Genomic DNA, 23,309 nt, shown 5'->3' with positions numbered 1-23,309 from the left:
GAAGGCCCTTTGACTCTGCCGGGCGGTGGGGCCTGCGAACAAAGGCACAGGGGCCGAAATCTCACGCAGCGGCGCAGGGGTCGGCGTGAGGGGGCTGCGCGGATGGTCGCCGTCGGCGCTCCAGACCCGGATTGCGGCGGCTGGACCGGGGCCGGTCGTCCGGCTCGCGCCCGCAGCACGCGAGCCGCGGCCCGCGTGAGCGAGCCCGACCGAACACTCAGGCCCCAGCGAGGGTGACCGCGTCGACACTGAAGACCGGTCCCTCCACACAACACTTGGCATTGGTCCAGGCGCCGAGCGGCCCGCCCGGCACGGTCGGGACCGGGCAGCCGTTGCAGATGCCGACGCCGCAACCCATCAGCGTCTCGAGGCTCAGCCAGCACTCGAGGCCGCGCTCGCGGGCCAGGTGCTCGACCGCTTCGAGCATCGGCTCGGGTCCGCAGGCGAGCAGCCGCACCTCGCTGGGCAGGTCGCCCCTGCGCTGTAGGTCCTCGAGCAGGTCGAGCACGTTGCCGCGGCGCCCGTGGCTGCCGTCGACGGTCGCCGTGTGCACGTGCACGCCGGTCGCTTCGAAGGCGCCCAGGTCGTAGAGCAGGCCTTTCGTCGCCGCACCGAACAGGTACCAGAGCTGGTCGGGGCGACAGGCGCGCGCGTCGTCCATCCCGGCCAGGGCCTGCTGGATCCCCATCAGGAAGGGCGCCGAGCCCACGCCGCCGGCGAGCAGGACCCAGGGCGGCCCGTCGCCGTCGAGAGTCGGCCAGCCGTTGCCCAGGGGACCGATCAGGCGCAGGCGCTCGCCAGGACGCGACTTGGCCAGTGCTTGGGAGCCGCGGCCCATGACCTTGATCAGGAACTCGAGCTCGCGGGCACCGTTCGATGCAGGGCCGTCGCGGTAGATCGAATAGGGCCTGGGGATCAGCGGCGAGAGGCCGTCTTCGCGCCTGAGCATGAAGAAGCGACTGGCGCGCACGGGCGCCAGCGACGCCTCCGGGCGCACCCGCAGCACGACCGCGTCGTCGCCGCAGGGCTCGACGGAGACCACCTCGGCGGTCTGGGAACGGGCATCGGGCGGAGGGGCGGGCATCGCGGCGGATTGTAGTCCGCGCCCCGCTCGCCGTCGCAGCGCCGGCCGAGGCTTTCGCGCTGCGCGGGGCCTCCCGGGCGCGGCGCGACGATCGCGGCGCCGCGATCAACACAGGCCGCAGCGGGCCCGGGCGCCGCTATCCTGTTGCGCCCCGAGGCTCGCCGGCTACCGGCGGGGCCGCCCCATCCTCCCCCCCGCCAGCACCGAAGAGCCCCATCCGTGAGCCTCCTGATCGCCGAGAATCTGCGCCGTCTGTACGGCGGTCAGGAAGTCCTGCGCGGCGCGTCCGTGCGGGTCGAGGTGAGCGAGAAGCTCGGCATCGTCGGGCGCAACGGCGGGGGCAAGAGCACGCTGCTGCGGCTGATCGCCGGCCAGGAGTCGCCCGACTTCGGCACGATCGCGATCGCCAGGGGCACGACCGTGGGCTACGTGCCCCAGCGGCCGGAGTTCAAGCCGGGCGAGATCGCCTTCGACCACGTGGAGGGCGGCCTGGAGGAGACGCGGGTCGTGCAGGCGGAGATCGCCGAGCTCGAGAGCAAGCTGGAGACGGCCGAGGGCGATGCGCTCGAGCGCTACGTGGCGCGCTACGGCGAGCTGACCGAGCGCATGCACCACCTCTCGGGTTGGAACACCGACCTGTTGGTCGAGCAGGTCCTTTCCGGCATCGGGCTGGCGGAGAAGCACTGGCGGCGCGAGGCCGGGACCCTGTCGGGCGGCGAGAAGGCGCGCGTGGCCCTGGCGCGGCAGCTCGTGCGCCGGCCGGACCTCTTGTTGCTCGACGAGCCCACCAACCACTTGGATCTGGACGGCATCGAGTGGCTCGAGGACTACCTGCGCGAGTTCGACCGCGCGGTGCTCCTGGTCAGCCACGACCGGCGCCTCTTGAACCGCGTCGTGGACGGCATCTTCGAGCTGGAGTGGGGCCAGGTGCGGCGCTACCCGGGCAACTACGAGAAGTACGTCAACCTGCGCCAGGAACGCTTCCAGTCGGAGCTTAAGGCCTACGAGCAGCAGCGCGACCAAATGCGCAAGGAGCAGGCCTTCATCAAGAAGCACATGGGCTCCCAGCGCACGTCGGAGGCCAAGGGGCGCCAGAAGAAGCTCGATCGCGTCGATCGGTTGGAGCGGCCCCACGACGACATTCGTCGGCCGGTGCTGCGCTTCGGGCAGGTGCAGCGCTCGGGCGAGAGCGTGATCGAGGGCAATGACCTCGCCATCGGCTTCGGCACGACCAAGCTGCACCAGGGTCTCGACCTACGGGTGTCGCGCGGCGATCGCATCGGCATCGTGGGGCCGAACGGCGCGGGCAAGACCACGTTGATCCGTGCCCTCGCGGGGCGCTCGGAGATCATGGCCGGCGAACTCAAGCTCGGGCACAAGACGCGCGTGGGCTACTTCGACCAGGAGTCCGGCGGGCTCGACCCCGAGGCTTCGCCCTACGAATCGATCCGGCGCCTCTACCCGACGATGCCGGACGTCGAGATCCGCGGGCACCTGGCGCGCTTCCTGTTCCGCGGCGACGACGTGGACAAGCCGATCTCGGGCTTGTCCGGCGGTGAGCGCGCGCGTGTGGCCTTGGCGCTGTTGATCCTGACGGAGCCGACCTGGCTGGCCCTCGACGAGCCCACCAACCACCTGGACCTCGCCGCGCGTACGGCCCTCGAGGAGCTGCTCGCCGGCTTCCCCGGCGCCATGCTCTGCATCAGCCACGACCGCGAGTTCCTCGACAACCTCTGCAACCGGATCGTCGAGCTGTCGATGTCCGGCATCCGCGAGTTCCGTGGCAACTACTCCGAGTACCGCGCGGCGATCGCCAGTGAGCAGGAAGCCGCCGGCGCTGCCAAGGCGCAGCGCGAGGAGAGCCGCCGCCAGCAGGAGCGCCAACGGGTCGAGGCAGAGCAGAAGCAGGCTGCGAAAGCCGCGGAGCGGGAGCGTTCGAAGTCCAAGGGGAATGGCAAGGGCGGCGGCAAGGGTCAAGGCGGCAAGCCGAGCGGCGGTGGTGGCCAGGCGGGGTCGAAGGCCTCCGCCGGCGCCGACAAGATCCGCAACCCCCAGCGCTTCGAGCGGCTGGAGAAGGAGATCATCGCCCTGGAGGAGAAGCGCGAGGCCCTGATGGCCGCCATGGTCACCGAGGAGGTCTACCGCGACGCTGACGCCCTGCGCGGCCACCAGTTCGACCTGGCCGAGGTCGAGCGCGACCTCGAGGACAAGAATCGGCTCTGGGAGAACTGGAGCTGAGCCGTGGCGCTGGCGGCGGAGCTGCCGGCCGCTTGCCAAGGGAACGCGCCCAGCCGGTGGCGAGCGATGGAGGTCGCGATGAACGCGGTGATCCCTTCGCCGGGGCGACGGCGCTGGACAAAGGCCGTGGCCAGGCCGCGCAGGCCGGTTGGGAGGGGCGCGTCCCCCGGACCCAAGCTCAGGTCGAGACCCAACCCCGGACCGGAGAGCAGACGGATCCAGTCGTCGCCGACGCAGAGGTTGAGGATGGTCCCGCTGCCGCTCGGCCCGGGTGAGATCCCGAGGGCTCTCGCCATCCCCGGCGCATTGAAGGTCACCGCCCGCAGGTGCGCTTCGCGGGCGAGCGCCGACGCGAAGGCGCCCCCGAGGGAGTGCCCGGTCAACAGCAAGCGCCTACCCACGAGGGCGTGCGATGCCGCCACCGCCCCACGACCGCGGCGCCACGCCCCGGGCTCGCGGCCGAGCAGGAGCTTCAGGTCTTCCATGGCCGAGGCCAGGTTGGCCGTCCCGCGCACGCTGAGCACGCCGCCGGCCCCATCCGCGCGCACCCATAGTCCGGCCCGGAAGGCGTCTCGGGGCCGGCCGAAGTCGCGCACCCGACGCCACCGACCGACCGTGCGCCTGTCCGTGTAAGCCGAGGCTGCCAGCTTGGTCAGCTCACACAGGGACGGCATCCACAGGCTCCTCCTCGCGTCGGTCGGCGGTGGACTCGACCGCCCGCGGCTCCGGACCGAGATGCGCCGATCGTCGCCGGTACTCCTCCAGCCGCACCGCGGTCAGCCGCTGCAAGTGGTCTCCCTGCAGCGCGAGGACCACCGCCATCCCCAGGAAGCGCGGGCGCCGCAGCAACACGCGAGCGAGAAAGCGCCAGTAGTCGGTGCGCGGCCGGATCGAGACCAACGATCGCAGGAAGGCGAGCAGCTCGCGCCGTCCGAGTCGGTCGCCGCTGCGGGGCGGCGCCGGCAACTGCTCGATCGTCGTCTCGCAGCGGGCGTAGAACGACCCCATGCCAGGGCCGTAGAGCGCGTGCAGGACACGCGCATACTGCTCGACCACCACCCCTCGACTGCGCCCGCGTGGCTCGAAGTCCAACTCGAAGGCGTGGGTCTGTGAGCCGCCGAACCGGCCGCGCAGGCGCCCTTCCCGCGCGAGACGCGCTTCGAGGTCGGTTCCAGGCCCGACCGCGAGCAAGCCGACCATCGCTACGGGGATCGCCGCCCGCTCGATGAAGGCGACCATCGAGCGATCGATGTCGGGCGGGTCGTGGTCGAAGCCGACAATGAAGCCGGACATCACCTCCAGACCCGCGCGACGGATTCGTTCCACACTCGCGAGCAAGTTGGCAGCAGCGTCACCCTGCTTGCCGACGTTGACGCGCTTGCCGGCCTCGAGCAAGGACGCGCTGTCCGGCGTCTCGATCCCCAGGAAGAGGCTGTTGAAGCCCGCAGCGACCATGGCCTCGCGCACCTCGGTCAACTTGGGAGCGTCCATCCCGATCCGCACGTCTGCCTCGGTGCTGAAGGCGAAGGGGAAGCGCCTGCGGCGGTCGCGTCTCCAGCCCGCCAACAGCCGGCGTTCTCGCGCGGGCCCGAGTGCGCGCCGGAGGTCGGAAGGAAGAAAGCACGGCTTGGGGTCGCGCTGCCAGCGGATCAGCTCTGGCAACAGGCTGCGCGCGGCGCCGACGTTGCCGATGAAGTTGTCGTCCACCACGAACACTCGGCCGCGCCAGCCGAGGGTGAACAGTAGGCTCAACTGGTCCAGCACGCGGCTGGTCGCACTAGTGCGCGCCTTCAGGCCGAACTGCTTCCAGATGTCGCAGAACTCGCAGCCGATGGGACAGCCGCGACTCGTCTGCACGGCCATGCTGTGGTAGGCCGGCATCTCGAGCAGGTCGAAGCGCGGCAGCGGCGAGCTGTCGAGCGAGGGGCGCGCGGCAACCAGGCAGCGCGTGCGCGGGCCGAAGACGTCGCGCACTTCCTGCGCGCGGGTCTCGTCCGTCACGTGGGCGTAGGCCGGCCGCAGCTCCCCGCGCTCCAGATCTTCCACGAGCCAGCCCATGGCCTGCTCCGCTTCACCGATGAAGAAATGGGCCGAACCCGACCCTTCCTCCACGAGCTGTGAGAAACAGGCACTGACCAGCGGGCCGCCGATCACCACTGGCCGACCCAGTCGGCGACAGCGCTCGACCAGCCGGCGGAGCGATTGCCGCTGGACGATCATGGCGGAGGCGAACACCACGTCGGCCGCGAGGATCGCCTCGTCGCTGGTCGGCCCCAGGTTCTCGTCCGCGAGGGTCAGCTCGAAGCGATCCGCGGGGAGCAGCCCGGCGACGGTCAACAGCCCGAGGGGTGGCATCGTGGCCCGGCGACCGGCTGCTTCGAGGGCGTGCTCGAAGCTCCAGAAGGTGTCGCGCGGAAAGGCGGGGTGGACGAGCAGGATCTGCATGGTGCCGGGGCTCCGTGTCGGGGGGGGGCCGGGAGGAAGCGCTGACACCGGTAGGGGCAGGACGGGCGAGATCTCACGGTCAATCGCGAGCGCCGGAATTCGCGACTTTCGGCGTGAGGCTCGCGTCTGTCTGCCCCTGACGGACCCGTGCCGCCGCTGGGCTGCACTCCCCGCAACGCCCGATCCGGAGCCTTCCCATGCAGCCCCTCAGCCGAGTCGCCTCGATCCGCTCGATCACCGCCCTGACCCTCTTCGGCCTCGCTACCAGCGCTTGCGGCGGCGGTGGCGCTGGCGCTTCGAACCCGTCCAGCGGCATCGACCCCAGCAGCGGCTGCCAATCCGGGACCTGGTACATCGAGGCCACCGACGAGTCCGTCGGCGGTGGCTGTGTCGACCTCGGCATCGACGGCGCGGTGATCGAATTGAAGCTGGTCGACCCCTCCCTCACGGGAGTCGAGACCGCCATCTACGCCGTTCAATCCGATGACTTCGTCGTCGAACAGTGGCCGGCGTTCTCTCTGGCGGTCGCCTTCGACGAGATCGACGCGACCTTCTTCGGGCTGTCCGACAACGAGCCGGTCGCCTGGCTCTACGGCAGCTACTACGTGCCGAGCGCAGACATCACCGTCGACCTCGACGGCTTCCCCGAGCTCGGGGTCGAGCCGATCGAGGCCAGCTGCGAGTCCTTCCAGACCTGGCTCAACTACGAGGTCTATCCCGGCGACTGGGTCTTCGCGGGGCAACCCACCGTCGCGGCGCTGTGCTCCGGGCGCGTCCGGATCAACGGGTCGAAGGGAGCCTTCCCGGCCAAGTCCACCTCGTCCGATGTGCCTCTGGTCGCCAGCCTGGCGCTCGACGGCTCCCCCACGGCCGTCCTCCTCACCGGGAGCGGCGCCGAGACGCTCGAACGCGGATTCCTGATGTCCGCGGGGCCGAGCCCCCTTCAGCTGGAGCTGAGCCCCGGCCGACACGGTGTCGAAGTGACCTCTGTCGCCGCGGGCGAGGCCTCCACGGCCCTCAGCGGCACTCTGGCTCGAGAAGGCGGGCAGCTCAGCGGAAAAGTGACCATCCGGCCGAGTGCGGACAGCATAGTCTCCGGGCAACTGTCGATCTCGGCGGCCCGCTCGCCGGGCCGTCGGCCGTGACCGCGATCGGCGGGTGGCGGCTCACCGACCTAACGACCTGTCCCCCCAATCGATGCAAGTCGAGCGCACGGCCCCCCCTGTCCTCTGGACGAACACGATCTTCCTGGGCCTGGCCCACGCGGTTGCGGCCTACGCGGTCGTGCACCTGTTCTGGATCGGTGTCTCGCCTTGGACCTTGGCCCTGGCCGGTCTGTGGTTCGTCCTGTGCGGCCTCGGGATCACGGGCGGCTACCACCGCCTGTTCGCCCACCGCACCTTCCGCGCGAGCGCGCCGGTGCGCCTGCTCGCGCTGCTCTTCGGCGCGGCGTCCGTGCAGAACTCGGCGCTCGATTGGGCTGCCGACCACCGCCAACACCACAACCGCGCCGACAAGCACGACGACCCCTACTCGATCCACCACGGCTTCTGGTGGGCGCACATGGGTTGGGTCATGCACCAGGGACCGACGGCCCAGAAGCGCGGGGTCCACGACCTGGAGCGCGATCCGCTGGTCGTCTGGCAGGACCGCTACTACGGCTGGATCGCACTCGCCATGGGCGCAGTCCTGCCCACGTCCCTGGGCCTCTTGTGGGGCGACCCCCTCGGCGCCTTCCTGATCGCGGGCTTCCTGCGGCTGGTGCTGCAGTGGCACGCGACCTTCGCCATCAACTCGTTCACTCACCGCTTCGGGTCGCGTCCCTACGACCCCCAGTCGACCGCGCGCGACAGCTGGTGGACCGCCCTGGTCACCTTCGGCGAGGGCTACCACAACTTCCACCACCGCTTCCCCACCGACTACCGCAACGGGGTTCGCTGGTACCACTTCGACCCGACCAAGTGGACCGTGTGGACCCTCTCGCGCGTCGGGCTGACGAAGGAGCTGCGTCGCACGCCCCGCGAGCGCATCCGCTCCGCGCGCGACAAGGCCAGCGCGGCCTGACCGCGGCGAGCGGACGGATGGGGCAATTCGACCTGCGCTCTTGCCGATGTCCAACCACGATCCCGACCCGCCCCCGAGTCCCCAGGAGCAGTTGCTCCACGAATTCCTCGAGGCCCACCCCCACGGTCGCGCCGACGCTTTCGAAGATTGGGCCGCAGGCCAGCAGGCCGCAGGCTCCGCCACCGGCCACTTGGACGAAGTGCGAGCCTTGCTCGCCGAGTGGCGCGCCGCCTCCGAGTTGATCGCGAAGTCGATCGCCGAGCCCGAGGGCGTCTGGAACCTCTTCGACCTGATCCCGGCAGGTGGGTTCGCCGACCAGGGCCCACTCGGCCGACTGCCCTCCGACTCGGGCTCTGGGGACCGGAGAGTCTCGCACTTCACGCTGGAGCGATTCATCGCCCGCGGTGGAATGGGCCAGGTCTGGGAGGCACTCGACTCGCGCTCCGGCGAAACCGTGGCCCTCAAGTTGGTCCTGCCCGAGCGGCTCGACGACCGCACCCTGGCGCTGTTCGCCCGCGAGGCTCGGGCGGGTGCCAAGCTCGATCATCCCAACGTGGTCAAGCTTCTGGGCTACGGATCCGACGGGGGCATGTCCTGGATCGCCCAGGAGTTCGTGCCGGGCGCCAAGACGCTCAAGGACTTCATCGCCGGCGTCAGCTCGGGCACCCAGCTGCCTTCCGACTACCACCGCAGGGTCGCCGACCTGGTCGCCCGCGTGGCCGACGGACTGCACGCCTCCCACGGCGTCGGCGTGATCCATCGGGACGTCAAGCCGGCGAACATCTTGATCGCGCCGGACGGCACGCCGCGCCTGACCGACTTCGGCCTCGCTCGGGTGGTCGACGATTCGTTCGATTCGGTCACGGGCGACTTCGCCGGCACCTGGGCCTACATGAGCCCCGAGCAGGTGACGGCCAAGCGCATGGGCCTCGACCATCGCACGGACATCTTCTCCCTCGGCGTGGTGCTCTACGAGCTGCTCGCCCTGCGACGCCCATTCGAGGGGGACACGACCCATCAGATCGCCCAGAGGATCGTCACCTACGACCCGCCTGACCCCTCGACCATTCGGTCCCAGTGTCCCTCCGCGCTCGCGACGATCTGTGGCAAGGCGCTCGAGAAGGACCCCGACCGGCGCTACGGGTCCTGCGCCGCATTCGCCGACGACCTGCGCGAGTACCTCTCCGACCGACCGATCGCCGCCAGGCCGCCGAGCGTGGTTCATCGGCTGCGGCGCTGGGCCGCGGTGCATCCGGTGGCGAGCTCGGTCACGGCGGTCGTCACCCTCGCCCTGATCAGCGTGACGGTGCTGCTGACGGAGAACCTGCGAACCAACCGGCTGCTGCGCTCGAGCAACGCGGACCTCGCCGAGCAGCGGGACCTGGCCGAGGCCAACGCCGCCGCCGCTCTGGCAGCCCAGTCCAGCGCCGACCAGGAGCGTCAGGACGTGCTGCGCCTGTCCGCGCTCCAGGACCTCGACCTGCTCCTGGGCGAGGTCGACGAGCTCTGGCCCGCGACACCGGAGAGGATCCCGGCCCTGCGCTCCTGGATCGAGCGGGCGGAGCGCCTGGTGGACGACATTCCACTGCACCGACTGAAGCGGTCCGAGCTGCGGACACGAGCGCTCGAGTGGTCCCAGGAGCAACGCCTCGCCGACCGTTCCATGCACCCTGCGCTGCCGCAGCTCGTGGCGATCGAAGCCGAGTTGGCCTCGAAACGCTTCGCCTACGACGTCCGGCGCGGCCTCGAGTCGATCGAACTGCCGCCACTCGAGGAGCAACTGCTGCCCCAGGATGCCGACGCTTGGTCAGAGATCGCGTGGACCCGGGTGAGGCCGAGTCGCGACGTCTACGGTCGAGAACTCGAGGGCCTGGCCATTGCGAGTGGTATCCGCGAGCAGGTCCCCGTCGGCTCACACATCCAGACCCTGAGGACTCTGGCCTGGGCTCGCTTCTCGGTGGGCGACGACGATGGCGCACTCGCCGCGATCGAGGAGGCACTGGCCCACGCGGAGGGCCCGATCCGAGCGGACATCGAGAACCACGCGGCCGGCTTGCAAGTCGTAACCGCCTTCATGCGGTCGGAGGAGGGTCTGCGTTCCGCAGCGACAGAGCTCGAGGAGCTGGCCAGTCGTCGCGACGCGATCGAGGCGACCGTCGGCGAGCGACTGACCTGGGAGTTCCCGGGCGACGGTCGCGGCTCGGCCTGGTGGAACGATCAGCTGAGCGCGCTGATCGACGGACTGGAGCAGCTCGAGGCCAGCCACCTGAACGCCGACGCCGCCGAATGGCCCCACGGCTGGAGCGTCGCGAGGCGTCTGGCGTTCGCCGAGCGCACGGCGCGGGACTTCGGCCCCGCAGGTCCCTACTCCGAGGCCTGGAGCCGCGACCTGGCCGCAATCCGTGCGGCCTACTCGGGGCTCGAGCTGGAGCCGCAGCTCGGACTCGTGCCGCTGGGGGCCGACCCGGACTCGGGCCTCTGGGAGTTCGCCCACCTGGCATCGGGACTGCCGCCGGAGCGCGGCGCGGACGGCCGGCTGCAGCTCGACGAGGAGAGCTCGATCGTCCTGGTGTTGGTCCCCGAGGGGTCGTTCACGATGGGCGCGCAGCAGGACGATCCTGCGGCCAGCTGCTTCGATCCGAGGTCCCTGGCCGACGAGCGGCCGGTCCATTCGGTGGAGCTCTCCGCCTTCATGATCGCCAAGCACGAGACCGCCCAGTCCCAGTGGGAACGCCTGGCCGGCTGGAACCCCTCCAGCCGGACACCGGCGAACAACGACCTCATCGAGGGCTGGCTGAACCCGGTCGAGCAGGTCACCTGGAACGACGCCTACCGCGTGCTGCTGCAGCACGGACTCGAGCTGCCGACCGAGGCCCGTTGGGAGAGGGCGTGCAGGGCGGGAACCACGACGCCGACGCCCTTCCCGGAGGACGAGTTCGCCGCCTACGCGAACGTCCGCGACCAGAGCTACGGCCGGGCGTTCCAGGGCTCGGATGGCTGCGAGGCTTGGGACGACGGCCATGGGGGCCACGCTCCGGTCGATTCCATGCGACCCAATGGCCTGGGGCTGCACCACATGCTCGGCAACGTCTGGGAGTGGTGCTTGGACGGCTACGACGGGAACGCGTACCGCCGAGTGCGCCGCAAGGACCCCTTCACCCCGCCCGACCAGTCGCCCTACCGCCACATGCGAGGCGGCAGCTACTACAACCCCACGTTCGATGCACGGGCCTCATTCAGGCCGGCACTGACAGCCGAGTCCTCCGAGCACGACCTCGGAGTGCGAGCCGCCCGCTCGATTCACCCCTAGCGAGGGAAGGGGCGCAGGCCTGGCGCGGGGCCGCTATCCTCTGCGCCCCGCTTCTCCCGCCACCGCCCCCATGCAGCACTTCCGCACTGCCGTCCTCGATGCCCTCGAGCGGGTCCTGATCGACGTCGAGGGCGCCCCCGATCGGGCGGCCCTGGCCCAGGCCCTCTCCAAGCCGCCCAAGCCCGAGATGGGCGACCTGGCGTTCCCCTGCTTCCTGCTGGCCAAGGCGCTCAAGACCGCGCCGCCCAAGATCGCGGCGGAGTTGGCCGAGAAGGTCGAACCGCGTGGGCTGATCGCGGGTGCCAAGCCGTTCGGGCCGTACCTCAACTTCTTCGCCGACGCCGGGGCCGTGCTCGCGGAGTTGGTCGTCGGACTGGAGGACGGTTCCTTCGAGCAGAGCCTGCGGACCGAGGCGCCCCAGCGGGTGATGGTCGAGTTCTCGCAGCCCAACACCCACAAGGTCTTCCACGTCGGGCACCTGCGGAACGTATCCGTGGGCGACGCCCTGCAGCGCGTCTTCCGCGCGCGGGGCCACGACGTGATCGCGGCCAACTACTACGGCGACTTCGGCATCGACGTGGCCAAGTGCCTGTGGCAACTGGAGCACGGCGACGTGGGCGAGGCCCCCGGCGAGGGCCAGCGCGGGAGCTGGCTGGGGCAGATCTACGCCCAGGCGGGCGCCCACCTGACCGCCCTCGAGGAGGCCGGCGACGAGGCGGGCCTGGCCCGCGTCAAGGGCGAGATGCGCGGCATCCTCGATGCGATCAAGGCCGGCGAGGAGCCCTACACCAGCCGCTACCGCGAGACGCGTCAGTGGTGTCTGGACGAGTTCGGCACCGTCTATACCTGGCTGGACGTGAACTTCGACACGGACTTCTTCGAGAGCGACCTCGAGGAGCCGGGCCACGCGATCGTCGACGAGTACCTGGCCAAGGGCGTGTTCGAGCCCAGCCAGGGCGCGATCGTCTGCATGCTCGACGACTACAAGCTGGGGCCGGCCCTGGTGCGCAAGTCCGACGGCACGTCCCTCTACCTGACCTGGGACCTGGTGCTGGCGCGGCGCAAGTTCGACGAGTTCGGCGTGGAGCGCTCGCTCTACGTGGTCGGCGCCGAGCAGACCTACCACTTCCGCCAGCTCTTCGCGACGCTCGAGCGCATGGGCTACGAGCGCGCGAAGGACTGCACCCACGTGGCCTACGAGCTGGTCATGCTGCCCGAGGGCAAGATGAGCTCGCGCAAGGGCAAGGTCGTGACCTTCGCCGAGGTGCGCGACGACATCGTCGAGGCGATCGGCGAGCGCATGCGGACCGACGAGCGCAACGACCGCAGCGACTGGTCGGACGAGAAGTGGCGCGAGACCGTCGACCGCATCGCCGTGGCCTGCCTGCGCTACGGGATGCTGTCGGTCTCGAACAACACGCGCGTGATCTTCGACGCCGCCGAGTGGACCAACCTCGAGGGCGAGACGGGCGCGTACCTGCTCTACAGCCTGGCGCGGATCTCGGGCATCTTCCGCAAGGGCGGCCGCACGGCGCCCGCGGAGCTGGCCGCGGCCGCGCGCGGTGCGGCCGACTTCGGTGGCGAGCCCGAGCGCGCGCTGTTGAACCATCTCTTGGCCTACGCCGACGTGCTGGAGCAGGTGGAGCGCACCACCGACCCCGCGGCCCTCTCGGCCTGGATCTACGGCGGCGCGCGCGCCTTCAGCCGCTTCTACCACGACTGCCCCGTGCTCACGGCGGACGAGCCCCTGCGCTCGGCGCGCCTGGCCCTGAGCCTGGTCACCGAGCGCATCCTGGGCCACGGCCTGCGGACGCTCGGGATCGAGCCGGTCGAGGCCATGTAGGTGTAAATCGGGCGCGGGGACGAATTGCGGCGCGAGGGCCGGGCGCTGCGGACGCTGGCCGGAGCGTGCGTCGATCCGCCCCATGGCCGTGGGGGTCGGCGGCGCTCGCCGATCGCCTACCCACGTCCCCGACCCGACCATGCAAGTCACCCACCTGACCTCCCTCGCCGCCCTGGCCCTCGTCCCCTCTCTCGCCTCGGCCCAGACCCTCTATCAGGTCGGCTCCAGCGGCGACCTGACCGCCCTCGAGCCCGCCGTCGCCACGCTCACCAATGCAGGTGAAGCCCTGGAGTCCGTGGCCCAACTCGGCAACGTGCTCTACCTCGGCGGCACCAGCGGCCAGGTCTACCGCTACGACCCGGCGAGCGGCGCCGCGCCCGCGCCCGTCTTCGCGGTCGCCGGTCGCGCCACCGACATGGCCGTGCACCAGGCCGACCTGTTGGTCGCCAGCCACTCCGGCGGCGTGACCCGCTTCGACGTGGTCACCGGGCAAGCCATCGAGGTCCTGCCGAGCTCCTTCGAGATCGAGGCCATCCTGGTCGACGGCGACCGCCTGATCGCCGGTACGCCCTTCGGCGTGTACCAGGAGCTCGAGCTCGGCGTGAGCAATGCCTTCGCCTTCGCCGGACAGTGCGGCGGCCCGATCAACTCGATGGTCATGCACCAAGGGGACCTGTACCTGGGCGACACGACCGGCAACATCTACCTCGACGCGGCCAGCGCCAGCTTCACCACCTACGCCTACACCGTGGGCAACGACGCCACCTCGATGGTCGTCGACGGGCGCGAGTTCCTGATCGGCGGCAGCAACGCCACGATCGAGGTCGTGATCGGCGAGTCCGGCGCGGCGACCGGGACGATCACGCCCACCGAGGCCGTGGCAGACCTGTGGCTCGAGCAGGCCGGGGCGACCCTCGGCGCCGACGCCGCGAACCTCTCCCTCGCCGCGGGCGGCACGGTGAGCCTGCGCCTGGCCGCGAACACCGCCCTCGCGGGCGATGCCTACGTGCTGCTGGGCTCGGCCTCGGGCACCGCTCCGGGCGTCGAGGTCGGTCCACTGACCCTGCCCCTGAACCCGGACGCCTACACCACCCTGACCCTGACCTCGCCCACGTCCGGTCCGATCGCCGGCGCCTTCGGGCTCTTCGGAGCCGATGGTCTGGCCGCCGCCAGCTTGACCCTGCCCGCCGCCACGGACCCGGTCCTCGCCGGCCTGACCTTCGACCACGCCTTCCTGACCTGGTCCTCGGCCGACCCGGGCGCCGGCTTCCTGTCGGTCAGCAACCCGATCTCCCTGACCTTGATTCCTTGAGCGCGCGCTGACCCCCCGATCGGGGTCCGCGAACGCGGGGCCTCCCGGTAGAGTCTCTGGCTCACCGGGGGGCCCTCGTCCGTTCGAGGCGGCCCCCGCGAGCCCTCGAACCGACCCCCCCGCGCCGTGATCGAAAAGTACATCCGCGACGTCCCCGACTTCCCCAAGCCCGGCATCGTCTTCAAGGACATCACGCCCCTGCTCCAGAACCCCGAGTGCCTCAAGGCCTCGATCGACGGGTTGGCCCAGGCGGTGGACCCGGCCAGCTACGACCTGATCTGCGGCATCGAGTCCCGCGGCTTCATCTTCGGCACGGCCCTGGCCCGCCAGCTCGGCAAGGGCTTCATCCCCGTCCGCAAGCCGGGCAAGTTGCCCTGGAAGACCGCCTCGGAGTCCTACGAGCTCGAGTACGGCACCGACACGATCGAGATCCACGTGGACGCCTGCGAGGGCCGCCGGGTGCTGGTCGTCGATGACCTCCTCGCCACCGGCGGCACCATGGAGGCCGCCCTCAAGCTGATCCGCAAGGTCGGCGGCGAGCCGGTCGCGGCCGCGGTGGTGATCGAGCTGGGTTTCCTTCCCGGACGGGAGAAGGTCGCCCCGGTTCCGGTTCACTCCTTGCTCAGGGTCGACTAGACCCGAAAGTTCTTCCCGCACCTGGCCGATGAGCCTCGACCTCCGGGCCCCCGGGCACGATTGGGACAGAGCCAAGGCGAAGGTCAAAGCGGGTGATGGCAAAGCAACAGCGAACGGGTACGAAGGGCAAGGCAGCCGCCTCGAAGCGGATCTCCAAGACTGTCGAGCCCCCGCGCCGGGCCGCCGCCAGCCCTTCCAAGCAGCCCGACCAGGGCTCCGCCGGGACCAGCGCTGTCGAAGCGCCGGCCCCGGCCGCACTGGCCGCCCACCCCGTCCCGTCCAAGCCGCTCGCCACCCTGATGGACGTGCCCAACCCCGACGCCCCCCTGGCCGAACTCGAGACCGAACAGCTCTGGACGCTGTACGGCATCGAGGTCGAGCGCCTGCGCGAAGCCCACCCGACCCCCGAGGTCGAGGACGAGGCCCAGTCGCAGGCACAGTCGGAGGCACAGTCGGATCTGGACGACGAGGACCGCGACGGCGACGACGACAGCCAGGACGAGGAAAACCCGCGCCCCGCCTCGCGCCCGCCGGCCCTCAAGGACCTGCCCATGACGCCGCGCCTCGAGGCGCTGCGGAACGAGCTGATCGAGCGGCACTACCCCCTGGTGCGCTACATCGCCGAGCGCCTGCTGCAGACCCTGCCCAAGTCGATCGAGCTCGACGACCTGGTCAGCGCCGGCCAGTTCGGCCTGATGGACGCCATCCGCGGCTTCGACCCGACCCGCGGCATCAAGTTCAAGACCTACTGCTCGACCCGCGTGCGCGGCTCGATCCTCGACCAACTCCGCAGCCAGGACTGGGTCCCGCGCCTGGTCCGCCTGCGCGCCTCCAAGATCGAGAAGGCCTACCAGAAGCTGACCGGCGAGTTCGGCCGCGAGCCCACCCACTCCGAGCTCGCCAAGGAGCTCGAGATGGACCACACCCAGCTCTCGATCGAGATCGAGTCCGCCCAGGCGCGGACCATGTTCTCCCTCTCGGAGAAGTGGGACGACGACGACGACGGCTCCGTCGAGAAGGTCGAGATCATCGAAGATCACGACGCCATCGACCCGGTCACCGAGCTCAACCGCCGCGACCTGATGAAGTACATCACCCGCTCCCTGACCCACAAGGAGCGCTTCATCATCGAGCAGTACTACCAGTTCGGCCACACGATGCGCGAGATCGGCGAGATGCTGATGCTCACCGAGAGCCGCGTCTGCCAGATCCACTCGAACGTGATGGGCCGGCTGAAGTCGCTGCTGGCGCAGCGCACGGACACGCTGAATAGCTAGGACGGCGGGCCTCGCCCGCCGGGGGGCGAGCGAGGCCGACCGAGCGCTTCAGCTCACGACCCGATCGTCAGGCGCAGGCCGTTGGTCTGCGCCGACTCCAGGTACCCCGGAGCGCCCGGGTCGCGGTACATGGCCTGGAAGTAGAAGCTCGCGCCGCAGGTCTCCGGGGTGCCGCTCAGCGGGGCGGACAGGGACTGGGTGCCGGTGGCCGGGACGAGCTCGGGGAAGGGCAGGATCAGGTCGGGCAGCACCAGCATCGTGCCCTCGTCGAAGGGCAGGGCCAGGGGCGTGGCCCCCACCAGCAGGAACGCCAGTGAGCCCGGGGTGGCGCCGGAGAGGGTCACGCCCAGCTCGGTGCCCTGGACCGGCACCTCCTTCGCCGCCAGGATCGGCGCGGGTCCCGAGGCGCCCGCCTTGCCGGAGCCGTAGGCCTCGACCTCGGCGGCGCCGGCGCAGTCCTCGATCGTCTCACCGTCGACCAGCCCCACGAGGGAGTCCGGCGTCAGGTTGCGCCAGGCCGGGCCCGAGTGGACCAGCGGGTCGATGTTGGTGCGGCTGCGGTCGATGCGGAAGCGCGGCGCGCCTGGCTCTGTGGACCAGGGCGACAAGGGCCAGGCCTCGTAGCCGCTCTCGGCCGGGCGCAGCACCGCCAGCCCGTTCTTGTGGGTGACGAACAGGTTGCCCTGGTCGTCCACGTCGACCGCGGTCGCACCGCTGACGCCCGCGACCTCCACCGTCTCCACCGCCCCGGTGGCCGCGTCGAAGGCGAACAGCTTCGAGCTGGCCGACTCGATCATCCACAGGCGCCCGTCGCTCGGCGACAGGGCCAGCTCCGGCTCGATCGTCGACGGGATCGAAGCCGGCAGGGAGGTCACCGCCGGGAGCCCGTCCAGGTGGAAGGGGTAGCGCACGATGCGCCGCGGCCCCACCGCGAGCATCACGACCTCGTCGACCTTGTCATCGAAGACCAGCCCGTCGACCGGGTAGGGGATCGGCTTGCTCGTCACCGTGGGCGGCTCGTCGTCCATCTGGATCCGCTGCAGGAGCCCGTCCTGGGCCGCGTAGAGCGAGCGGTCGCGCCCGAAGAACAGCCGCTGGGCGCCGGGGACCTCGAGCAGCGGCGTCACCTTGGAGCTGGCCAGCTCCAGGCTACTCACCGACGCCGGCCCCGCGCCCGGGGTCTCCGAGAGCACGTAGACGTGGTTGCCGTCCGGCCCCATCACCGCGTCGAGGACCGTCGACGCCAGGTCCCAACCGAAGGTCTTGGTGTCTGGTCCGCCGTAGCCTTGCAACAGGCCCGCCAGGGCCAGCTTCAGCAGCGGACCATTGGGTGTATTCACGAAGCTCAGCCCCGCCTTCGGCCGCAGGGAGATGTAGCTGTCGAAGTAGGCGTTCTTGGTCTTCTCCGCGTCGTAGTCCACGGCGGTCATCACCTTGAGCTGGGTGATGGAGTTGCCGGTCATGACGGCCTTCTCCTCCAGCGCCAGGGTGCGGTTGGCGAAGGTCGACTGGCTGAAGGCGTCCGAACCGCCGCTCGCCGGATCGCGCACCCAGGCCAGCTTCGCGTTGCCCGCCGACACCGCCCGGCTGAGGGTCGTGCAGTGCCCGCCGTCGCGCTGGATGATCGGGATGCTGCCGAAGTAGCCCTCCACCGTGTAGCGGCCGTAGCAGGCCATCACCAGCCCACCACCGAGCATGACCCCGGCCATGTCCTCGAGCGCGGGCGCATAGTTGTTGCCCGCCACGTAGCTCGAGGCCACGAACTCCGGGTGCCCGTAGAGCCAGCTCTTGACCCCTTCGAAGGCGTCGCTCGGCCCCGTGCCCCCAGTCGTGTTGGTGTTCATGAACTGACCCATCTGCAAGAGGGCCAGGCCCGCGGGCAGGTACTGGGACTGCAGTTGCCAGTCGGCGTTGCCCGGCTTGAGGCTCGGGAACCCGTGGGTCGCCGCGTAGGCCATGATGTTCATGGCGCTGGTCGGCACGCAGTAGGTCGTGCCATTGCCGGGCAGCCCGAAGGATCCCCCCCCGGACATCCGGACCTGGTCCAGGTCGGGAATCTCCGTCACCTGGACGTTGAAGTTGTCGGAGTCGATCCAGGCGAGGGTCACGAAATCCGCCAGCGCGGACGGCGCAGCGGCGAGCGGCGCGGCGAGCGCCAAGAGACAGGGACGAATCGGGGACATGGAATCCTCCACGGTTGCTGCGGTTGGCCTTCGCATCGGGCGAAGGGTTCCCCTGTGCAATCTGTGGGGAGCAGCGGACGTGTCAGGGAATCCCGCAATTCGAGGGACGGGCTCGAGGAGTTCGGAGCCGGCCGCGTCGGGCTCCAACCGAGCTGAGCTCGACCGGGGAGCCTCACGAAGTGACCCGCCATGGCATGATTCAACGCCGAATCGAGCGAAATGAGGACCCGCGCCATGACCGACCCGGCCCCCGCGCTCCAAGCGCCCCTGTGTTTCGTGCTGATGCCGTTCGGCGAGAAGCGCGATCCCGTTTCGGGTGTCACGATCGACTTCGACAAGGTCTACGACCTGGCCGTGCGGCCGGCGATCGTCGAGGCCCAGATGGAGCCGATCCGTGCCGACGAGGAGCGCACCGGGGGGATCATCCACCAGGCGATGTTCGAGCGGCTGATCCTGTGTGAGTACGCCGTGGCGGACCTGACCACGGCCAACGCCAACGTCTTCTACGAGTTGGGCATTCGCCACGCGGTGCGCCCGGCCACGACCCAGCCGATCTTCGCCACGCCGCCGCCCTTCGACGTCAACCTGCTGCGCGGCTTGCCCTACGACCTGGGTCCCGGAGGGCGCTTCACGGAGGCGGAGGCGGGGCCCATGCGCGCCGCGCTGGTCGCGAGGCTGAAGGAGTTGCGCCGCCTGCAACAGGAAGACGCCGCGTGCGACAGTCCGGTCTTCAGCCTGGTCGAGGGCTTTCGGCCCCAGGAGCTCGACCGCTCGAAGACCGACACCTTTCGCAAGCACGCGCGCTACGAAGTCGAGACCAAGGAAGAGCTTGCCGTGGCTCGCGACGCAGGGGACGTGGCGGCCCTCGACGCCATCCGCGATCGCTTGGCCATGGACTCCGTCGGCGCAGGGGTGGCGGTCGACCTGCTGCTCTCCTACCGCGCGATCGAGGCTCACGAACGCATGGTCGAGCTGTTCGCCGACCTCCCCATCGCCCTGCGCAGCACCGCGATGCTGCGCGAGCAGCTCGCTTTCGCCCTCAACCGGCTCGGACGACGGGACGAGGCCGAACGGCAACTGCTGACGGTCCTGAGACAGCACGGGCCGAGTTCGGAGACCAACGGCCTCTTGGGGCGAGTCCTGAAAGACCGCTGGCTGGACGAGCGGTCGCGGGGCGAGGCGGCCAAGGCCGCCGGTCTCCTGCGGCGGGCGATCGACACCTACGTCCAGGGCTACTTGGCCGATATCCGCGACGCCTATCCCGGCATCAACGCGCTGACCCTCTTGGAAGTCGAGGGCACTGAAGCGTCCCTCGCCCACAAGTCGAAGCTCCAGGGGGCCGTTGAGCTGGCCCTCGAACGGCGTCTCGCCAACGTCGATCCCGACTACTGGGACCAGGCCACTCGCCTCGAGCTGCGCGTGCTCGCAAAGGATCGGCACGGGGCGGACGAGGCGCTCCAATCTGCCTTGGCGACGACGCACGAGCCCTGGCAACCGAAGAGCACCGCCAAGAACCTGCAACTCATCGCCGAGGCCTGGCGCGACCGCAAGGTCGAGCACCGTTGGTTGGACGAGATCGTGGCAGCGCTCCTCGGCTGAGGGCGAAGCCTCCCCGCTACGCCGAGTTCAATCCGGCTGCCCGAACCACTCCTGGGTCGCCAGGAAGCGCGCCGTCTCCAGCGCCAGCGCGCGATTCCCCGCGTCGTCGTAGTGGCCGTCGAAGGGCACCAGGGGCAGCTCGCCGGTCGTCTTCACCAGCTCGCGCAGGTCGTCGCCCAGGGCGATGGTCGGAATCCCGCGCGCACTCGCGATCGCGATCGCGCGGGCGGTGACCGGGTCGGCGGGGTGGGCGTTCAGGACGGCGGCCGCGGGGGGAATCGTGACCATCGCGAAGCGGGCGCCGAGGCGTTCGCACTCCGCCTGGAACTGGGCCAGGTAGCCGTCGAGGCGCTCGACTTCCGCGAGGGCCGTCTCCATCCATGGGTAGGGGTCCTCGAAGCGGCGCAGCTCGTCGTTGACGACCATGATCAGCGCGCTGCCGCGCAGGAGCTGTTTGATGCGCCACTTCAACAGGGGCAGGCCCGACGGCGGATCGCCGATGTCGAATGCGATCGGGCCGCTGGCTGCGAGTCGCGCGGCGGTGGCGGGGACGTCGCGCTCGTCGACGTCGTTCCAGTACCAGAACAGCAGCACGAGGTCCGGCGCGACCTCGTCGCCCAGGTCGCGCAACAGGCCCAGCTCCTGGTGCGTCGCGTAGGCGCGCAGGCCGCCGTTGACGACGCTAACCGGCCGGCCGAGGCGCTCGGTCAGGATCTGCCGCAGGTGCGCGGGCAGGGTCTGGTCGTCGGCGACGCCCTGGCCGTAGACCAGGCTGTCGCCCAGGGCCAGCACGCGGTACTCGCCCGGAGCGCGCTCCCCCACCTCGGCCCCGCGCAGGCCGAGGGCGTTGACGCGCACCGGGTTCAAGTACGTGTAGTGCGTCTCGCCCGGCACCATCTCCCAGCCGCGCAGCTCGTTGGCCTGCACGCGCAGGATCGGCAGGCGCTCGGGCAGGGGCGCGCCGTGGGTCATGCGCGCCCAGATCTCGCCGGTGAAGACGCCGAGCACGAGCCCCACACAGACTGCCGCGACGCGGCGACGCCGGCGCGTGCGGGTCAGGGCGAGTTGGACGTCGGTCATGGGAGCGGGCGGCGCGATCGGCGACGGGAGGCAGACTCTAAGCACCCCACCCGGCGCTGTCGCCTGCCCGCGGGGCTATCCTCCCTGCCTTGGACCTGCGAGCGATCCACCACGACGAGGTCGACTCGACCAGCGAGCGCGCCTTCGAGGCCCTGCGCCTGGGCACGGCGCGCAACGGCGACACGCACCTGGCCGCGAGCCAGAGCGCAGGTCGCGGGCGCCTGGGCCGGCGCTGGCACAGCGCGCCGGGCGAGGGGCTGTACCTGAGCGTCGTGCTCCTCCCACCCCCGCCCGGCCCGACGCAGCCCGCCGCCCTGACCATGGCCGCGGGGCTGGCGGTGCTCGAGGTCGCGCGCGGCTTCGGCCTGCGCGGGGCGCGGCTCAAGTGGCCCAACGACGTGCTCGTCCACGGCGCGAAGCTGGCCGGGATCCTGGTCGAGTCCCGCGGCTACGACCGCGCGGCGCCGCACTTCGTGGTGGGCGTCGGGCTCAACGTGGCCCAGCGCGAGTTCCCGGCGGAACTGCTCGCGGAGCGCCCGGCGACCAGCCTGGCCCTGGAGGGCGCCGCGCCGCCCCTGGCCGCGGTCGAAGCCGCCCTCTTGGGGTCCCTGGGCAGACGCCTGGCCCAGGGCCTGCGCGACGACCCGCGCCTGTGCGTGGAGTTCGAAGCGGCGCTGGAGCTGCTCGGGGCCGAGGTCGCCGTGCACTGCGGGGACGAGCGCCACCTCGGACGCCTGGCCGGGATCGACCTCGTGGACGGGGTCACGATCGACACCGGCGCGGGCGCGCGCTCCTTCGACCTGGCCTGGGTCAGCGCCGTCGAGCGCGCGGGATCTTGAGGTCGACCGTCCCGACGCGGCGAGACCCTGCGTAGCTTGCTGCCGTGGGGATCGGTCGACACACCACCGAGCTGCGCCGCCTGCTGGCGGAGAAGTGGCGCCAACTCCCCGAAGCCGCGCGCACGCCCCAGCAACTGGCCGGGCGCGGGGGTGTCGGCTGCGGCGCGACCCACGGCGTGCAGGAGCGCTGCGACCTGGCCTGTACCAGCTGCTACCTGACCGACATCGCCAACCGCACGCCGCCCCTGCCCTTCGCGGAGGTCGACGCGCAGCTCGCCGCCCTGCGCGCGCACCTGGGTCCGGGGGGCAAGGTCCAACTCACGGCGGGCGAGGTGACCCTGCTGCCCCTGGCGGAGCTGGGGCGCATCGTCGAGCGGGCGATCGAGCTCGAGCTGGACCCGATGTTGATGACCAACGGGCGGCGCCTGCTGCGCGAGCCCGACTACTTCGAAGCGCTCGTGCGCGACCACGGCCTGCGTAAGGTGAGCTTCCACGTGGACCTGACCCAGCGCGGCCGACCCGAGGTCGCGCGGGCCGCGGGCGAGCGCGACCTCGATCCCCTGCGCCTCGAGTGCGCCGAGCTGATCCGCAGCGTCCGGCGTCGCACCGGCGCCGCGCTGCACGGGGCGATGACGGTGACGGTCACGCCGCGCAACCTGGACCAGGTGCCGGATGTGGTCGAGTTCGCGCGGCGCAACGCCGACGCCTTCCGCATCGTCAGCTTCCAACCGGCGGCCGAGGTCGGGCGCACCGAGGACGCGCGCGCCCTGGACCACGGTGCGCCGTCGATGGACGAGCTGTGGGAGCGCGTCTGCGCGCCCTACGGGCGGCTGCTCGAGCGCCACGCCCTGCACTTCGGGCATCCCGAGTGCAACGTGACCGTGCCCGTGGTCTCGGTCACCGCAGGCGACGAGGCCTTCGGCTTCGAGGTCGTGCGCGCGGGCTCCGTGCGCGATGCGCGGGGCTTCGCCGCGATGTTGCAGGCCCTGGCGGACCACGCCGATTCGCCGCGGCCCGACCGCTTCCGCGCGGGTTGGCTGGCCCTGCGGCTGCTCGCGCGCCCGTCACTCGGCCTCGCGACCCTCGGGATGATGGCCCGCCGCGCGGTCCAGGAGCGCCGCGCCCTCGGCCGCATCCTCAGCTCCCTCGTGCGCGGCCGCCGGGTGCGCGTGCAGCCCCAACTCTTCGTGATCCACCGCTTCATGGACGCGGACGAGCTGGCCACGCCCCTAGGTCGCGAACGCCTCGAGGCCTGCGTGTTCCGCGTGGCCGTCGACGGCGAGCTGGTCTCCATGTGCGAGCTGAACGCCAGCGGGCTGCGCGAGGAGCTCAACCGCCGGGCGGGGGCTCGGCCGGCGCGCAGCGCATCGTGAGGCCTCGACCACGAGCCTCGCGCACG

16 protein-coding genes are annotated in these 23,309 nt (G+C 70.7%); 11 read left to right on the top strand and 5 right to left on the bottom strand.

Annotated elements, in window-relative coordinates; all coding sequences use genetic code 11:
* Positions 1-217: 217 nt before the first annotated feature.
* Positions 218-1,084, bottom strand: a complete 867-nt coding sequence (locus tag Pla133_RS03930; protein ID WP_145062647.1) for a dihydroorotate dehydrogenase electron transfer subunit — start codon at positions 1,082-1,084, stop codon at positions 218-220.
* Between the two features lie 219 nt (positions 1,085-1,303).
* Here Pla133_RS03930 and Pla133_RS03925 point away from each other — a divergent pair, with 219 nt between their 5' ends.
* Positions 1,304-3,322: an ABC-F family ATP-binding cassette domain-containing protein gene (locus Pla133_RS03925; RefSeq protein ID WP_145062645.1), complete on the top strand. Its 2,019-nt coding sequence runs from the start codon at positions 1,304-1,306 to the stop codon at positions 3,320-3,322.
* On the opposite strand, the gene Pla133_RS26855 is transcribed toward Pla133_RS03925, so the two are convergent.
* Positions 3,223-3,996 (bottom strand): Tle-like phospholipase domain-containing protein, encoded by a 774-nt coding sequence (locus tag Pla133_RS26855; RefSeq protein ID WP_473091801.1) that lies wholly within the window; start codon positions 3,994-3,996, stop codon positions 3,223-3,225. The genes Pla133_RS03925 and Pla133_RS26855 overlap by 100 nt on opposite strands.
* Positions 3,980-5,767, bottom strand: coding sequence for a B12-binding domain-containing radical SAM protein (locus Pla133_RS03920; RefSeq protein ID WP_145062643.1), 1,788 nt, complete (start codon positions 5,765-5,767; stop codon positions 3,980-3,982). The genes Pla133_RS26855 and Pla133_RS03920 overlap by 17 nt, the downstream gene beginning before the upstream one ends.
* 197 nt (positions 5,768-5,964) lie before the next feature.
* Between Pla133_RS03920 and Pla133_RS03915 the strand changes: the two genes are divergently transcribed.
* The 7 genes from Pla133_RS03915 (at position 5,965) to Pla133_RS03885 (ending at position 16,209) form a co-directional block, all read left to right on the top strand.
* A complete protein-coding gene (locus Pla133_RS03915) occupies positions 5,965-6,912 on the top strand; it encodes a hypothetical protein (protein ID WP_145062641.1) in 948 nt (315 codons plus the stop codon).
* Positions 6,913-6,964: 52 nt separating this feature from the next.
* Positions 6,965-7,831 (top strand): acyl-CoA desaturase, encoded by an 867-nt coding sequence (locus tag Pla133_RS03910; protein ID WP_145062639.1) that lies wholly within the window; start codon positions 6,965-6,967, stop codon positions 7,829-7,831.
* Positions 7,832-7,877: 46 nt separating this feature from the next.
* Positions 7,878-11,141, top strand: a complete 3,264-nt coding sequence (locus Pla133_RS03905; RefSeq protein ID WP_145062637.1) for a bifunctional serine/threonine-protein kinase/formylglycine-generating enzyme family protein — start codon at positions 7,878-7,880, stop codon at positions 11,139-11,141.
* 70 nt (positions 11,142-11,211) lie between these two features.
* Positions 11,212-12,984 carry an arginine--tRNA ligase gene (gene argS, locus Pla133_RS03900; RefSeq protein WP_145062635.1) on the top strand — a complete coding sequence of 591 codons (1,773 nt, stop codon included), beginning with the start codon at positions 11,212-11,214 and terminating at the stop codon, positions 12,982-12,984.
* A 139-nt stretch (positions 12,985-13,123) separates the two neighbouring features.
* Positions 13,124-14,296, top strand: coding sequence for a hypothetical protein (locus Pla133_RS03895; RefSeq protein WP_145062633.1), 1,173 nt, complete (start codon positions 13,124-13,126; stop codon positions 14,294-14,296).
* A 126-nt stretch (positions 14,297-14,422) separates the two neighbouring features.
* On the top strand, positions 14,423-14,932 hold the full coding sequence (locus Pla133_RS03890) for an adenine phosphoribosyltransferase (protein WP_145062631.1): 510 nt from the start codon (positions 14,423-14,425) through the stop codon (positions 14,930-14,932).
* 95 nt (positions 14,933-15,027) lie between these two features.
* Positions 15,028-16,209, top strand: coding sequence for a FliA/WhiG family RNA polymerase sigma factor (locus tag Pla133_RS03885; protein WP_145062629.1), 1,182 nt, complete (start codon positions 15,028-15,030; stop codon positions 16,207-16,209).
* A gap of 53 nt (positions 16,210-16,262) precedes the next feature.
* Here the strand turns inward: Pla133_RS03885 and Pla133_RS03880 are convergent, their stop codons facing one another.
* Complete coding sequence (locus Pla133_RS03880) at positions 16,263-18,392, bottom strand: NHL repeat-containing protein (RefSeq protein WP_145062627.1); 2,130 nt, start codon at positions 18,390-18,392, stop codon at positions 16,263-16,265.
* Between the two features lie 234 nt (positions 18,393-18,626).
* Between Pla133_RS03880 and Pla133_RS03875 the strand changes: the two genes are divergently transcribed.
* On the top strand, positions 18,627-19,991 hold the full coding sequence (locus Pla133_RS03875; RefSeq protein WP_145062624.1) for a TRAFs-binding domain-containing protein: 1,365 nt from the start codon (positions 18,627-18,629) through the stop codon (positions 19,989-19,991).
* A 27-nt stretch (positions 19,992-20,018) separates the two neighbouring features.
* Here the strand turns inward: Pla133_RS03875 and Pla133_RS03870 are convergent, their stop codons facing one another.
* Positions 20,019-21,071 (bottom strand): SGNH/GDSL hydrolase family protein, encoded by a 1,053-nt coding sequence (locus Pla133_RS03870; RefSeq protein ID WP_145062622.1) that lies wholly within the window; start codon positions 21,069-21,071, stop codon positions 20,019-20,021.
* Between the two features lie 89 nt (positions 21,072-21,160).
* Here Pla133_RS03870 and Pla133_RS03865 point away from each other — a divergent pair, with 89 nt between their 5' ends.
* Together Pla133_RS03865 and Pla133_RS03860 are read left to right on the top strand one after the other, a co-directional pair.
* Positions 21,161-21,910, top strand: coding sequence for a biotin--[acetyl-CoA-carboxylase] ligase (locus Pla133_RS03865; protein ID WP_419192100.1), 750 nt, complete (start codon positions 21,161-21,163; stop codon positions 21,908-21,910).
* Positions 21,911-21,954: 44 nt separating this feature from the next.
* The gene (locus Pla133_RS03860; protein ID WP_145062618.1) at positions 21,955-23,283 is read left to right on the top strand and encodes a radical SAM protein; all 1,329 of its coding nucleotides are present in this window, start codon (positions 21,955-21,957) and stop codon (positions 23,281-23,283) included.
* Positions 23,284-23,309 lie beyond the last annotated feature (26 nt).

Origin of the sequence: Engelhardtia mirabilis, from assembly GCF_007748095.1 — a bacterium.
GTDB lineage: Bacteria > Planctomycetota > UBA1135 > UBA1135.
This window is presented reverse-complemented; position numbering and strand designations above follow the sequence as displayed.

Coding starts and splice junctions, on each gene's coding strand:
- Pla133_RS03875 (WP_145062624.1), top strand. CDS start 18,627: ATGACCGACCCGGCCCCCGCGCTCCAAGCGCCCCTGTGTTTCGTGCTG.
- Pla133_RS03930 (WP_145062647.1), bottom strand. CDS start 1,084: ATGCCCGCCCCTCCGCCCGATGCCCGTTCCCAGACCGCCGAGGTGGTC.
- Pla133_RS03870 (WP_145062622.1), bottom strand. CDS start 21,071: ATGACCGACGTCCAACTCGCCCTGACCCGCACGCGCCGGCGTCGCCGC.
- Pla133_RS03895 (WP_145062633.1), top strand. CDS start 13,124: ATGCAAGTCACCCACCTGACCTCCCTCGCCGCCCTGGCCCTCGTCCCC.
- argS (WP_145062635.1), top strand. CDS start 11,212: ATGCAGCACTTCCGCACTGCCGTCCTCGATGCCCTCGAGCGGGTCCTG.
- Pla133_RS03885 (WP_145062629.1), top strand. CDS start 15,028: ATGGCAAAGCAACAGCGAACGGGTACGAAGGGCAAGGCAGCCGCCTCG.
- Pla133_RS03920 (WP_145062643.1), bottom strand. CDS start 5,767: ATGCAGATCCTGCTCGTCCACCCCGCCTTTCCGCGCGACACCTTCTGG.
- Pla133_RS03905 (WP_145062637.1), top strand. CDS start 7,878: ATGTCCAACCACGATCCCGACCCGCCCCCGAGTCCCCAGGAGCAGTTG.
- Pla133_RS03880 (WP_145062627.1), bottom strand. CDS start 18,392: ATGTCCCCGATTCGTCCCTGTCTCTTGGCGCTCGCCGCGCCGCTCGCC.
- Pla133_RS03910 (WP_145062639.1), top strand. CDS start 6,965: ATGCAAGTCGAGCGCACGGCCCCCCCTGTCCTCTGGACGAACACGATC.
- Pla133_RS03915 (WP_145062641.1), top strand. CDS start 5,965: ATGCAGCCCCTCAGCCGAGTCGCCTCGATCCGCTCGATCACCGCCCTG.
- Pla133_RS26855 (WP_473091801.1), bottom strand. CDS start 3,996: ATGCCGTCCCTGTGTGAGCTGACCAAGCTGGCAGCCTCGGCTTACACG.